The organism is Terriglobia bacterium (genome assembly GCA_020072815.1).
Classification (GTDB): Bacteria; Acidobacteriota; Terriglobia; order Terriglobales; family Acidobacteriaceae; genus Angelobacter.
Genome location: JAIQGE010000005.1, coordinates 68577 through 82632 on the forward strand (window position 1 = coordinate 68577; position 14056 = coordinate 82632).

Sequence of the window (14056 nt, forward strand, 5' to 3'; positions counted from 1 at the left end):
TGTCGCCAAAATGGCGACCGGGTGCGTCGAGCGCCTGGAAGGGATCTTTGAAAAATAAGCAGTTAGCAAATTAGCAATCAGCATTCAGCCAAGGCAAGAAGCTGGGCCTTGCTGATTGGGCCCGATTGGGATCGGCTGCGTGTAAGTCCTTTGTTTATTGGGACCATTGGGATGAATAGGGAGGGGTGGGGGTATCCCAATGGGATTTGCCATGACCCGTCGAAATTGCCAAAAAGTGACGATTGAGAAGCCTGCGCCTATCGCCGGGGATGAGTGGAGCTAAGTCTTTATTTTCCGGGGATGAAGGGGGATGGGAGGGGTATGGCAAACATCGCCGAAACTGGTTCGCTGAGGCGCAGGCGAGGGCGCCTGCGGTCCACGGAGAAAGAAATTACTCGCTCGTAAAGTAATCCACCGCTACCGGGCTTTCGAACAGCGAGTAATCGCGAGTAACCACGGTGATGCCGGATTCGGTGACCACGTAGTTGCGCGCGTCTTCTTCCGGGTCAAAGCCGATGACCGTGCCTTCCGGGATGTGGACGTCGCGGTCCAGAATGGCGCGGCGGATGCGGCAGTGGCGGCCGATGTTGACGTGGGAAAAGATGATGCTGGCGTCCACTTCAGAGAACGAATTCACGCGCACGTCGGGCGAGAGCACGCTGTTCTTGACCGAGCCGCCGGAGAGGATGCAGCCCGGGCAAACGATGGAGTCAATGGCCATGCCGGTGCGCCCGGGCTCGCCGAAGACGAACTTGGCCGGCGGGTACTGCCTCTGGTGCGTGCGGATGGGCCACTCTTTGTCATACAGATTAAAGACCGGCGAGACGGCCACCAGGTCCATGTTGGCTTCGTAATAGGCTTCCAGCGTGCCGACGTCGCGCCAGTAGAGAGCTTCTTTGCGGTTTTCGTCAATAAAGTTGAAGGAGTAGAGCTTGTAGTGGTCCAGGATCTTGGGCAGGATGTCTTTGCCAAAGTCATGCGACGAGTTGGCGTCTTCCGCGTCCTTCAGGAGCACCGGCAGCAGCACGTCAGTATTGAAAAGATAGACGCCCATGGAGCCGGAGACCGCATCCGGGTTATAGGGCGAACGCAGAGTGGTGGTTGCGGGCTTCTCCTCAAATCCGATAATGCGGCCGGTTCGGTCAATATCCACCACGCCGAAGCGCGAGCAGTCGCCGGGATCAATCAAGATGGTGGCCAGCGTGACGTCAGCCCCGGAGGCTTCGTGCTGGTCCAGCATGCGCTGGTAGTTCATCTTGTAGATGTGGTCGCCGGAAAGAATCAGCACATGCTTGGGCTGCTCGGAGCCAATGGAGTAGATGTTCTGGTAGACGGCGTCGGCGGTGCCCAGGTACCAGCTGTCGCTTACGCGCTTCATGGGCGGCATCACTTCAATGAATTCGCCCAACTCGCGCGCCACCACGGTGCCCCAGCCTTCGCGGATGTGGCGGTTCAGGGACAGCGCCTTGTACTGGGTGAGAATGTAAACCTTGCGCAGGTCGGAGTTGATGCAGTTGGAAAGTGTGATGTCAATGATGCGGTAGTTGCCGCCAAAGACCACGGCCGGCTTGGCGCGGTCGCGCGTGAGGGGATACAGGCGCTCTCCGGCGCCGCCTGCCAGCAAGACTCCAAGTGTGCTCTTCATAGCGTGACGGGTAAGAAGATGCTGGTTCCCGACAAAAGACACATGCGAACTGTAAATGCTAACAGAAAAGGAAAAACGCCATGCGGACGGTCCATGGCGGCGATGATGTTCAGACCGAAGAAAACTCTACGCCGCATCGTCAATGAGGATGTGGAGCGACTTGAGGAAGCGCGCATCATGGGCGGTAACCGGCCACCTCGTGAGACGGTCTTCCCGGGACGGAGGTGCAATTCTGTCCGGCGGCCAAGCCAGCTTCTCGTCATCGCCCCGGACATCGTCCAGCTTCTCGAGAAAATGCGGGCCGGCGCTGGCCTCCAGGACCAGATAGACGTCGTAGCCTTCTTCTTTGATCCTGGCGAGCGCTTGGCTGATCTGGTCGGACTCGGCGAGCGAACTGTTGATAGCGTCGCTCAATTCCTTCATCAGGCGGTTCATTCGGAAATTCACACCACACCTCTGCGTGCGTTGTTGTCCAGTCTCTATTCCCTAAGATGCCGGCACACGCGCGGGCGTTTTGCCGGTAGGCTAAAAGGCGCCGATTTTCGGGCTACAATAGTGCAAAATGCCGGACATTTCCGCCGCCAAGAAGCCACCTCAGAAACGCGACCGACTGCTCCACGCCATCCTTGCCGGGGGAAAGACCCTGGTGGTTTCCTTTGCCAAGACCCTCTATGCCCTGTGGCTGGAGGTAACCGGCCTGATGTTCGCGATTTTTGCCGTGATGGGGGGCTCCAGGTTGTTCGCGCAGTACACCAAGGACCATTTTGCCGACCGGAAACGGTTCTGGGTCATCCTGGCGTTCACCGTGGTTTGTGCCTGGTTTACACTGGTTTCCTTTACCCGGGCCAAGAAGACCAGAAAGAGTTAGGGCCGCCAGGTTTGCGCGGCCGCCGCCCTTGGGTTCTTTGCTGAAATGAGCGTTTTTCTCCGTCTCCTGCATCTAATGTTCATCGTCTCTGGTTCACATGCCTGACGACATAAAACTCGTGGTCGAAGCAGGGCAGCCGAAGGCGCGTAAGGCGGAGCCGTGCATGCCGTCCGACGCCGGGCCTGCCGCCGTGGTCGTGCCTCATGCGCTTTACACCCCGGCCAACCTGCAGGACTGGGATTATGATCGCGACGTCGGCTATCCCGGCGAGTTTCCTTTTACCCGCGGCGTGCAACCCACCATGTATCGCGGACGCCTGTGGACCATGCGCCAGTACGCCGGCATGGGTGACGCCGAAGAATCCAACAAACGTTACAAATACCTGCTGAGCAACGGCACCACCGGGCTTTCCGTGGCCTTTGATTTGCCCACGCAGATCGGCATGGACTCTGACCACGAGATGGCCAACGGGGAAGTCGGCAAAGTGGGAGTGGCCATTGATTCCGTTGAGGACATGCAGCGGCTGTTTGACGGCATCAATCTGGAGAAGATCTCCACGTCCATGACCATCAACGCCACCGCGTCCATTCTGCTGGCGTTGTACGTTGCGGTGGCCCGGCGGTCGGGGGCCAGCGTCCGCCGGCTGAGCGGCACGGTGCAGAATGACGTGTTGAAGGAATACATCGCCCGCGGGACATACATTTATCCGCCGCGGCAGGCCTTGCGCATCATCACGGACATGTTTGCCTATGCCAATGAGCACATGCCGGAGTGGAATCCCATCTCCATTTCCGGATATCACATGCGCGAAGCCGGCTGCACCGCGGTGCAGGAAGTGGCGTTCACGCTGGGCAACGCCATCGCTTACGTGGACGCGGCCCTCAGCGCCGGGCTGGACGTGGACACGTTTGCTCCGCGACTCTCTTTCTTCTTCAACGCGCACAACAATTTTCTGGAAGAAGTGGCCAAGTTCCGCGCGGCGCGGCGGATGTGGGCTCGCCTCATGAAAGAAAGGTTCGGAGCGCAGAACCCGCGCTCCATGATGCTGCGCTTCCATACCCAGACGGCCGGTTCCACGCTCACGGCGCAGCAGCCGGAAAACAACATCGTCCGCACCGCCTTGCAGGCCATGGCTGCGGTGGTGGGGGGAACGCAGTCCCTGCACACCAACGGGTTCGATGAAGCTCTGGGCCTGCCCACCGAAAACGCCGCGCGCATTGCGCTGCGCACGCAGCAGATCATCGGCTATGAAACCGGCGCGGCGAACACGGTTGATCCGCTGGCCGGCTCGTACTATATCGAGTCGCTGACCAATGAGATTGAACAGCGCGCCCAGGCCTATCTGGACAAAGTGGACGCCCTGGGCGGCACGCTGAAGGCCATCGAAAAAGGCTACATCCAGCAGGAAATCCAGAACGCCGCGTATGATGTCCAGCAGGCGGTGGACCGGCTGGAGCAGGTGGTGGTGGGCGTGAACCGCTTCCAGAGCGAGGGCGACAAATCTATTCCCATCCAGAGAATTGACGAAGACCTGGAGCGCCGCCAGGTGGAGCGCCTGCGGGCCCTGCGCGCTCGACGCGACCAGTCAACCTGGGAAGCCGGGCTGCGCGGGGTGGAAGAGGCCGCCCGCTCGGGCGCCAACCTGATGCCGTATATCGTTCAAGCGGTGGAAAGCTATTGCACGGTAGGGGAGATTTCTGACGCGCTCAGAAAGGTGTTTGGGGAGTATCAGGAGACGGTGGTGATCTGAAAGAGATTGCCAAAATCGCCGGAATTGCCAAAATTGATGATTGAGAGCGGAATTGATAATCCCGCGCCGCTTCGATTCGCCCTTAATGGAGACCCGCTCGTTCCCTCGGTTGGAAATACAGCGAATTGAGCGAGGGTGGGGCATGAGGAATGGCACGTTGTTGTGTTTGCGGTATAGTGGGGCCGTGGGTGTTGTCCAAACGCAGCCTAATCCCTCGACGGAGTTTCCCGGTGTTCACCAATGTTTCATCTCAGTCTCGCCCGCCTAGTCGGGAGCGCCGGCGACCCTCCGGCACTGAAAGAATGAAAACGGGCTCGCCACGTCTCAGCTTTGCACCTGTTAAAAGGTTGAAGAAGACACAGAGGAAGAAGACTCAGTAAGAGGTTACGCCAGAAATGAAGCGCGTTTTACTATGGGGAGCATTGCTGATTCTTCTTGTCCTCCTTGTTGCGCGTGGCCCTCAAGAATTGGATGATGCTGGTTGGATTCCTCACAAGCTTCAGACTGACGTGATGTTGAACGGCGATTGGATGCTCGGAGAATCTAGGGTGTGCGATGCTTTGGCATTCAATGTTGTTGCACCGAGAATTAACGAGCTAGAATGCGTCGTTGGTGATCCAGATGTAACACAGGTGAGCCGCCACTCATTCCCTGTCAAGTATTGGGGTAAGGTCAAGCGCCCAAAGATTTTCAGTGGACCATATCCGTCCGGGTATCATCAGCTTAAGTGGGAGTGGCGTTGCCAGCGTCAAGCAGCCCGTCTGGTATGTTGGGCACTGAATTAGTGACTATCAGAAAACCAGAAAACGCTACTTGGCACGATGGACAACGTCCTTCTATTGTGCCGTCATTGAGTTCCTTTGTGACGAGCACTTGTGTGCTGCCGCAGGTGCAATTGGCTGGAACTATCATCCAAACCAGTTTAAGCGTTTTCCACTCGCAAGATATGGCCCTCTGCCCCACTGCCAAATTCTGTCACCCGTAAGTCCATGAACCTTAGTGGACGAAGCCTGATTGACAATTTCTGTCACCCGGCACACAATCGCCACTGCCGACGTTTTTCCTGCTGATGATCTTTGGCTTGCAATCCCAGCCACTTTGCGGAAAGCGCCCTTGAGTTAAATTTTCATTCCAGGAAACAGACGGAATTCTATGTCCCAAAGGCTTGGCGATCTTCTGGTCAAAGAGAGGATCATCACCTCCGAGCAGCTCGATAAGGCCCTGAAGGCGCAGCGGGACGCCGGACCCAACCAGCGTCTAGGGTCCACCCTGGTGTCGTTGGGCTTTGTCAGCGACGAAGAGGTCACCAACTTTCTTTCCCGCCAGTACGGCGTGCCCGCCATTAATCTGCAATATTTTGAAATTGACCCCTCTGTCGTCAAGCTGATCCCGGAAGAAACCGCCAAGCGCTACCAGATCCTGCCGCTGAGCCGCGTGGGAGCGTCGCTCACCATCGCCATGGTGGACCCTACCAACGTCTACGCCATGGACGACATCAAGTTCATGACCGGCTTCAACATTGAGCCGGTGGTGGCGTCCGAATCGGCCATCATGGACGCCATTGACAAAGCTTACGGCGGCAACCGCGGCCCGGAAGAGAACGTGGACGAGCTTCTGGCGGCCATGGGCGATGAAGCCGACGTCGAGTTGCAGGCGGAACAGGACGATCTGGACCTGGCCGAACTGGAGAAGTCGGCCGACGAAGCGCCCATCGTCAAGCTGGTGAACATCATCATGACGGACGCGGTGAAGAAGGGCGCCAGCGACATCCACATTGAGCCTTACGAAAAAGAATACCGTGTGCGCTTCCGCATTGACGGCGTGCTGGCCCACATCATGTCGCCGCCCATGAAGCTGAAAGACGCCATCACCTCGCGCATCAAGATCATGGCCAAGATGGACATCAGCGAAAAGCGTCTGCCCCAGGACGGACGCATCATGCTGAAGATGCAGCTTGGCGGCAAGAAAAAGCAGCTCGACTTCCGCGTGAACTGCCTGCCCACTCTGTGGGGCGAAAAAGTGGTCATGCGGCTCCTGGACAAAGAGAACCTGCGCTTGGACATGACCAAGCTGGGCTTTGAGCCGGAGTCGCTGGAAAAATTCCAGCGCGCGGTGCTCAAGCCGTACGGCATGGTGCTGGTCACCGGGCCCACGGGATCGGGCAAAACCAACACGCTGTATTCCTCGGTTTCGCTGCTCAATAAGCCGGACACCAATATTTTGACGGCGGAAGATCCGGTGGAATTTCAGTTGCACGGCGTAAACCAGGTGCAGATGAAGGAGTCCATCGGCTTGAACTTTGCCGCAGCGCTGCGCGCCTTCCTGCGCCAGGACCCCAACGTGATCCTGGTGGGCGAGATCCGCGACTTTGAGACCGCGGAAATCGCCATCAAGGCCGCGCTCACCGGACACCTGGTGCTGTCCACGCTGCACACCAACGGCGCGCCGGAAACCATCAGCCGCCTGATGAACATGGGAATCGAACCATTCCTGGTGGCCACCGCGGTACATCTAATCTGCGCCCAGCGCCTGGTGCGCCGCATCTGCGCTGAGTGCCGCGAAGAAGTGCCGCTGCCGCCGCAAGCCAAGATTGAAGCCGGGTTCACCCCGGAAGAATCGCGTTCCGCCAAAATCTTCAAAGGCCGGGGCTGCAACACCTGCAATGGCACCGGCTACAAGGGCCGCACCGGCCTGTACGAAGTGATGGAAGTTGACGACGACATCCGCGAGCTGATCCTGATTGGCGCTTCCGCCGTGGAACTGAAGAAGAAAGCCATGGAGCACGGGATGATCACCCTGCGGCGCAGCGGACTGATCAAAGTAAAGGACGGCCTGACCACGCTGGAAGAAGTTGCCCGGGAGACGATCCACTAGAGTTTGTAGATTTGTAGAAGGGAAGACAGACGGAATTATGAACATATCGCTAAGTGATCTGCTGAAGAAGATGTTGGATATGGCGGGCAGCGACCTGCACATTACCACCAATTCGCCGCCCCAGGTGCGTGTCCACGGCCATTTACAGCCGCTGGATATGCCGCCACTGACTCCTTCTGAAACCAAGCAGCTGGCGTACAGCGTGCTCACCGACGCGCAGAAGCACCGCTTTGAAGAGAACCTGGAGCTGGACTTCTCCTTTGGACTGAAAGGCCTGGCCCGTTTCCGCGGCAACTGCTTCAACCAGCGCGGCGCGGTGGGCGCCGTCTATCGCGTGATTCCGTTTGAGATCAAGACCTTCCAGCAGCTCAACCTTCCGCCCATTGTGGCCAAGCTGTGTGAAAAACCGCGCGGCCTGGTGCTGGTGACCGGTCCCACGGGCTCGGGCAAATCCACCACGCTGGCCGCCATGCTGGACAAGATCAACATCGAGCGGCATGACCACATCATCACCATTGAAGACCCGATCGAATTCGTCCACCAGAACAAGAGTTGCCTGGTGAACCAGCGTGAAGTGCACTCTGACACCAAGTCGTTCAGTGACGCCCTGCGCGCCGCGCTGCGTGAAGATCCGGACGTGGTGCTGATCGGCGAAATGCGCGACCTGGAGACCATTGAATCGGCGTTGCGCATCGCGGAGACCGGCCACTTGACCTTTGGCACGCTGCACACCAACTCCGCGGCCTCCACCATCAACCGTATTATTGACGTTTTCCCTTCGCACCAGCAGTCGCAGATCCGCGCGCAGCTTTCCTTGGTGCTGGAAGGAATTCTTTGCCAAACCCTGCTGCCCCGCGTGGGCGGCAGCGGACGCTGCATGGCCATGGAAATCCTGGTGCCCAATGCCGCGGTCCGCAACCTGATTCGCGAAGACAAGATCCATCAGGTGTATTCGTCCATGCAGTCCGGCCAGGACCGGTTCGGCATGCAGACCTTTAATCAAGCGCTGGCGACGCTGTATTTCCAGAAGCAGATCACGCTGGAGACGGCGTTGCAGCGTTCGTCCATGCCGGATGAATTGCAGGACATGATCAACCGCGGAGTCATCGCCACGCGTACCCCAGCGGCGGCGGCGACGCTCCGGCGGTAAGAATGCAGCACTCCCGTTGGTGGTAGGAAACCAAGGGTGGTAGGAACAAGCACGAGAGGAGTTTTCGGTATGCCGGTATTCACATTTACAGGGACTGACTCCCAGGGAAAAAGGATTTCCGGGGAGCGGTTAGCCGATAGCAAAGCAGCTGTCAACATGCTGCTGCGCCGCGAGCGCATAACCCCCGGCGCCATCAAGGAAAAGGGCAAGGAGTTCGCCCTGCCCAAGTTTGGCACCGGCAAAGTGGCCATCAAGGACATTGCCGTATTCTTCCGCCAGTTTTCCGTGATGATTGACGCCGGCCTTCCGCTGGTGCAGTGTCTGGAAATCCTGGCCACCAACCAGGAGAACCTCTTCTTCCAGAAATGCCTGACCGGAGTGCGCACCACGGTGGAAGGCGGTTCCACCTTGTCCAACGCCATGCGGCAATACCCCAAGATCTTTGACGACCTCACCACCAACATGATTGAGGCCGGCGAAGCGGGCGGTATTCTGGACACCATTCTGCAGCGCCTGGCCACCTACGTGGAAAAGAACGTGAAGCTGAAGGCCGCGGTGAAATCGGCCTTGATTTACCCCGTGGCGGTCATCAGCATTGCCTGCATCGTGGTGGGCTGCCTGCTCAAGTTTGTGGTGCCCATCTTCGCCAACATGTTCAGCAGCATGGGCGTGGATCTGCCGTTGCCCACCAAGGTGGTCATCGGCCTCAGCCACTTTGTGGCCAGCTTCTGGTGGGTCATCCTGTTGCTGGGCGCCGTGGGTTACATAGCCATCAAGATGGTCCGCAAAGATCCCAAGGGCCGCTTGGCCCTGGACAGATTTCTGCTCAACCTGCCCGTGGTTGGCAATGTGCTGAGAAAGATCGCCGTGGCCCGCTTTACCCGCACCCTGGGCACCTTGATCACCTCCGGCGTGCCCATCCTGGAAGGTCTGGCCATTACCGCAAGGACCTCCGGCAACGCCGTTCTTGAAGATGCGCTGATGAAGGTGCGCAAATCAGTGGAAGAAGGCCGCACCATTGTTGACCCGCTGCGGGAAAGCGGCGTGTTCCCCAACATGGTCACGCAGATGATCGGCGTGGGCGAAGCCACCGGCGCCATGGACGCCATGCTGCAGAAGATCGCCGACTTCTACGAAGATGAGGTGGACGCCGCCACCAAGAACATGCTCACCCTGCTGGAGCCCATCATGATCGGCTTCCTCGGTGTGGCGGTTGGCGGAATCGTCATTTCCCTCTACATGCCGCTGTTCAGCATGATTGCCAAGCTCTCCGGCTAACCAACGGCAGCACGGCGCGGGATTGACAGACTAAAGAAGCACGCATACCGATACGAATGGTTCGAACAGGCGGAAATGGGCGACACGAGGTTCAATGAGCGGACGTGGTTGGCTTGGCTGGTCAAAGTCCGTGTCATTATCATTACCTTTTTGTTCGCGGTTGAATTCCTGATCGTCAAGGTCACCCCGAACAACGTCCCCACCCGCCTGTTCATTACCGTGGTCCTGGTCTGGTACACGGTCTCCGTCTTCTTCATAGTATTGAGTTCCATCTGGCAGGAGTACAAGCTCCAGGCCATCACCCAGATCTTTACTGACCTGGCATTTGTCACCGCGGTGGTGTACGTCACCGGCGGGATTGACACCTTTTTCAATTTTCTTTATCCGCTGGCCATCATCGTGGCCAGCATTCTGCTGCCCCGTTACTGGGCCTATCTGACGGCGGCGGTTTCGTTCATCCTGTTCGGCGCGCTGCTGGAACTTTGTTATTTCGAGAAGATCCCCACCTACCAGTTTTCAGCGCGCGGCGACTCCAAGTCCCTGCAAGCGGTCATCCTCATCAACTTTTTTGCTTATTTGACCGTAGCGCATCTTTCCAGCGCGCTGACCGCCAAGCTGCGCCAGGCGGGCCGGGAACTGCAGGACAAGAGCGGCGAACTGCTCAGCCTGCAGGCGCTGCATGAGAACGTGATCCAGTCCCTGCGCGGCGGGCTGATCACCACCGATCTTGAAGGCCGCATCACGCTGCTCAACGCGCCGGGACAAAAACTACTGGAGCGCACCGCCTCCTCGGTGTGCGGGCGGCACATTGCGGAAATGTTTCTGGACCGGCTGCCTCTTCTGGAATCGTCTTCCGCTCAGGGCGAAGTGCGAACGTTGACGCCCGCTGGAAAAGAAAAGACCTTCGGCGTCACCGTGACCGAACTCAATGTCCCCGAGCAAGGCGCCATCGGGTACGTTTACACCTTTGAGGACCGCACCGAGCTGCGCCGGCTGGAGCGGGAAGTCCGGATGCGCGACCGTCTGGCCGCGGTGGGACGCTTGGCCGCCGGCATCGCCCACGAAATCCGCAATCCTCTGGCTTCCATCGCCGGCTCCATCAAGATGCTCTCCCAGCTCGCGCTGCTGAATGACGAGCAGAAGACGCTGGTGGACATCATTACCCGCGAATCCACGCGCCTGAACGCCATCATCACCGATTTCCTGGCGTACTCGCGGGAGAAGAGTTACAAGTTTGTCCGCTTGGACCTGGTGCCGCTGCTGGAAGACGCGCTGGTCCTGCTGGAGAACCGCTCCACCGTCTCGTCGCTGGGCCTGAAAGTCATCCGGCAATACAAAGTGGATCATGCTTTTGCCACGGCCGACTCCGACCGCCTGAAGCAAGTAGTGTGGAACCTGCTGGAAAATGCCGTCCGCGCTACCGACCAGAAGGGCGAGATCACCGTGTCCGTGCAGCCGGCGGGCGATTATTGGCGGATCGGCATCCGCGACAACGGCCCCGGCGTTCCTCCCAACATGGTGGACAAGATTTTTGAACCGTTTCAATCGAACTTTGAAGGCGGCACCGGCCTGGGACTGGCGATTGTGTACCAGATCGTGCAGGCCCATGGCGCCAAGATTTCCGTCCAGTCACCACCTGGGCAAGGGGCAGAGTTTGTGCTGGAGATTCTGAATGCCAGGGCAGCGGAGAACGAACCCGCGCGCGAGCTGGCGGGAGCGGAGGTATCGCATGGCTAGCATTCTGGTATGCGACGACCAGCGCTCCATCTGCGAGATGCTCGACATCTCTTTGCGCAAGGAAGGCCACCGCGTGGAAACCGTCAACGGCGGCGAGGCGGCCAAGAAAAAACTCAGCTCCGCCAACTATGAAGTCCTGATCACCGACATCAAGATGCCGCAGACCGACGGCATTGAAGTGCTGCGCTTTGCCCGGCAATCGTCGCCGGAAACCTCCGTCATCCTGATTACCGCGGTGGAGGACTACGAAGCTGCGGTGCAGGCGGTGAAAGGCGGAGCCTTCGATTACATCCACAAAGGCCCCGGCCTGATGGAGGAGCTGAAGATTTCCGTGGGCCGGGCGCTGGAAACCATGCTGCTGCAGCGGCAGAACCTGGCCTTCAAGCGCGACGCCGCCAGCCGCAACTCGCTGGACAACATCATCGGCAAGAGCGTGGCCATCGAACGGCTGAAGACCACCATCCGCACCGTGGCCCCCACCGGCAGCACGGTGTTGATTTACGGAGAGAGCGGCACCGGAAAAGAACTGGTGGCGCGCGCCATCCACACCTGCTCGGCGCGCTCCGGGGAGCCGTTTGTTTCCATCAACTGCGGAGCGTTCCCGGAAACCTTGCTGGAAAGCGAACTGTTCGGCTACGTGAAGGGCGCGTTCACCGGCGCCTCCCAGAACAAGCGCGGTTTGTTTGAGGTCGCCGGCGGCGGCACCATCTTCCTGGATGAAATCAGCGAGATGAGCGTTTCCATGCAGGTGAAGCTGCTGCGCGTGCTGCAGGAACGCCTGGTGCGGCCGGTGGGTGGATCGCAGGAAGTGGCGATTGACGTCCGCGTGGTTGCCGCCACTAACAAAGACCTGGGAGCCATGGTGGCCGCCAACACCTTCCGCGAAGACCTTTACTACCGTGTGAGCGTGATTCCGATCCAGGTGCCGCCTTTGCGCGAGCGTCGCGACGACATTGAACTGCTGGCCACTTACTTCCTGAAAAAATATTCCACCGCGGCTCAGAAGAGCATCCTGCGCATTGGAGAAGCTTCCATGGCTGCTTTGCGCGCGTACGACTGGCCGGGCAATGTGCGCCAGTTGGAAAACACCGTTGAGCGCGCCGTGGCCCTGGCCACCGGCCAGGAACTGCGCATTGACTTGGATTCAGAGCGGGCGCCCGCGCATCCGCCCGGGGCAACGTCCAACGGCAATCTTCAAGTAACGTCAGATGGCCTGGACTTCGAAAAGTTCGTCGCCGATATTGAACGCTCGCTCATCGAGCAGGCTTTGAAGCAGTCTGGTGGAGTGCAGACGCGCGCCGCCGAACTGCTCAAGGTGTCCTACCGGTCTTTTCGGCATTTGCTGAAGAAGTACGATATCTAGCTGGGAAGCACTCAGTATTCAGCACTCAGCCATCAGCCTGGCAACAGATCGGATGATCGGGTGATCGGGTGATCCGGTGATCTGAAAGCGGTAAACTTCCGCCGAGTCTCACAGATCCTCAATTTTCAATTTTGGCAATACTGGCAATTTTGGCAACTTCTTCACGGGTTCTTCGGCTTCGCCCGCGCGTAATCTTCCATCTCGGCGGTCCACTTCAGGAAGCGGCCCAGTTGCTTTCGCTCGCGAATGAGGAAGCCCCAGAACTCGGTGAAGCCGATCTTGTCCATCTTGAGCCCGGAATAGGTTTCCATACGCCAGCGCAGATACGGGCTGCGCCACGGAGCCAGATGGTGACCGCGAGTTGAGTTCCAGAGGAAGCGAAGCAGTTGTCTCATTGTGTCCTAAGATTGTCCTGAGATTACGGTCCAGAGCAGGGTTTTGTTCATCCGGTGATGGTTACCGACACTTCGCTTCCCTTGTCAGCCGCGGCCAGACGCGAAGCGGGCCCCTTATTGGTGGAAATTTCCAGAAAACCCGTGCTGCCCATCACGGCGATCAACTCGCCTTGGGCTCCGTCGCTGTAGGTGGAGCTCAGTTTGGTGATTTCTGATTTGCCCACCGTGATCTTGAACGGCTTGGCCCCGCCGTCAAAAATCTCCGGGATATCTTTGGCCGTGATGTTGGTGATGAGGTTGCCGAACTTGTCGCTCTTCAGTACCACGGCTTTCCAGTTATTCGGCGAAACGGCTTTCGGTTTGGGAGCGGCAAAGCGGGTAAAGTCGCTGATTTCGTCGCCGAACTTGGCGGAATCCACGCCTTTGCTCAAATACGCAGCCACCGGGGCAAAAACGTCGCGCCCGTGAAAAGTGTTGCTGACCGGCTGATGAAAGTAGTGTTCTGAGGTGACGTGCCGTACGGTGACGCGTTCTTCGCGCTCAAACACCAGAGAGAGCACGCCGTTGTCCGGGGCCAGGAAGGTGTATTGCCCGGCATGGGCCAGGATGGGACGCCGCGCCCCGCCGACGCCGGGGTCCACCACCACTACGTGAATGGTGTCCTTGGGAAAGTAGCTGTAGGCCTGGGAGATGGCGATGGCGCCATCCAGAACATCAAAGGACTGCACCGCGTTGGTGACGTCCACGATGCGAGCGGAAGGATTGATGCCGTAGATGACTCCTTTCATCACGCCTACATAGTGTTCCGTCAAGCCAAAATCGGTGGTGAAAGTAATCAGTCGCTGAACAGGCAAATTTTGCTCCCTGAAAGGTTGCTTGGCTCCGATGAGGCGAAGGTATCGCGTGGCCTTGGGTGAAGTCAAGTCACGGACGTGAAATTGGAATTGGCCGCTTGGCACCATCGGCCAACGCGCGTTCTGGCCCATCGTCGCTGTC

General features: G+C 58.5%; 12 protein-coding genes. 8 read left to right on the forward strand and 4 right to left on the reverse strand.

Annotated elements, in window-relative coordinates; genetic code table 11:
* Nucleotides 1-391: 391 nt before the first annotated feature.
* On the reverse strand, nucleotides 392-1645 hold the full coding sequence (gene glgC / locus LAO20_07715; protein MBZ5531301.1) for a glucose-1-phosphate adenylyltransferase: 1254 nt from the start codon (nucleotides 1643-1645) through the stop codon (nucleotides 392-394).
* A gap of 126 nt (nucleotides 1646-1771) precedes the next feature.
* Nucleotides 1772-2092, reverse strand: a complete 321-nt coding sequence (locus LAO20_07720; GenBank protein MBZ5531302.1) for a hypothetical protein — start codon at nucleotides 2090-2092, stop codon at nucleotides 1772-1774.
* Nucleotides 2093-2207: 115 nt separating this feature from the next.
* Here LAO20_07720 and LAO20_07725 point away from each other — a divergent pair, with 115 nt between their 5' ends.
* The 8 genes from LAO20_07725 (at nucleotide 2208) to LAO20_07760 (ending at nucleotide 12665) form a co-directional block, all read left to right on the forward strand.
* Entirely contained in the window at nucleotides 2208-2513 is a 306-nt protein-coding gene (locus tag LAO20_07725; GenBank protein ID MBZ5531303.1) for a hypothetical protein, read from the forward strand.
* Between the two features lie 97 nt (nucleotides 2514-2610).
* Nucleotides 2611-4263, forward strand: a complete 1653-nt coding sequence (locus LAO20_07730; GenBank protein ID MBZ5531304.1) for a methylmalonyl-CoA mutase — start codon at nucleotides 2611-2613, stop codon at nucleotides 4261-4263.
* 395 nt (nucleotides 4264-4658) lie between these two features.
* Entirely contained in the window at nucleotides 4659-5048 is a 390-nt protein-coding gene (locus LAO20_07735) for a hypothetical protein (protein ID MBZ5531305.1), read from the forward strand.
* Nucleotides 5049-5415: 367 nt separating this feature from the next.
* Nucleotides 5416-7137, forward strand: coding sequence for a type IV-A pilus assembly ATPase PilB (gene pilB, locus LAO20_07740; protein MBZ5531306.1), 1722 nt, complete (start codon nucleotides 5416-5418; stop codon nucleotides 7135-7137).
* A gap of 37 nt (nucleotides 7138-7174) precedes the next feature.
* A complete protein-coding gene (locus LAO20_07745) occupies nucleotides 7175-8287 on the forward strand; it encodes a type IV pilus twitching motility protein PilT (protein ID MBZ5531307.1) in 1113 nt (370 codons plus the stop codon).
* 69 nt (nucleotides 8288-8356) lie between these two features.
* A complete protein-coding gene (locus LAO20_07750) occupies nucleotides 8357-9565 on the forward strand; it encodes a type II secretion system F family protein (protein MBZ5531308.1) in 1209 nt (402 codons plus the stop codon).
* A gap of 75 nt (nucleotides 9566-9640) precedes the next feature.
* The gene (locus LAO20_07755; GenBank protein ID MBZ5531309.1) at nucleotides 9641-11302 is read left to right on the forward strand and encodes a hypothetical protein; all 1662 of its coding nucleotides are present in this window, start codon (nucleotides 9641-9643) and stop codon (nucleotides 11300-11302) included.
* Entirely contained in the window at nucleotides 11238-12665 is a 1428-nt protein-coding gene (locus LAO20_07760) for a sigma-54 dependent transcriptional regulator (protein MBZ5531310.1), read from the forward strand. The genes LAO20_07755 and LAO20_07760 overlap by 65 nt, the downstream gene beginning before the upstream one ends.
* Nucleotides 12666-12826: 161 nt before the next feature.
* Here LAO20_07760 and LAO20_07765 read toward each other — a convergent pair whose 3' ends face one another.
* Together LAO20_07765 and LAO20_07770 are read right to left on the reverse strand one after the other, a co-directional pair.
* Entirely contained in the window at nucleotides 12827-13060 is a 234-nt protein-coding gene (locus tag LAO20_07765) for a hypothetical protein (protein ID MBZ5531311.1), read from the reverse strand.
* 47 nt (nucleotides 13061-13107) lie between these two features.
* Entirely contained in the window at nucleotides 13108-13914 is an 807-nt protein-coding gene (locus LAO20_07770; protein ID MBZ5531312.1) for an SAM-dependent chlorinase/fluorinase, read from the reverse strand.
* Between the last annotated feature and the right edge of the window lie 142 nt (nucleotides 13915-14056).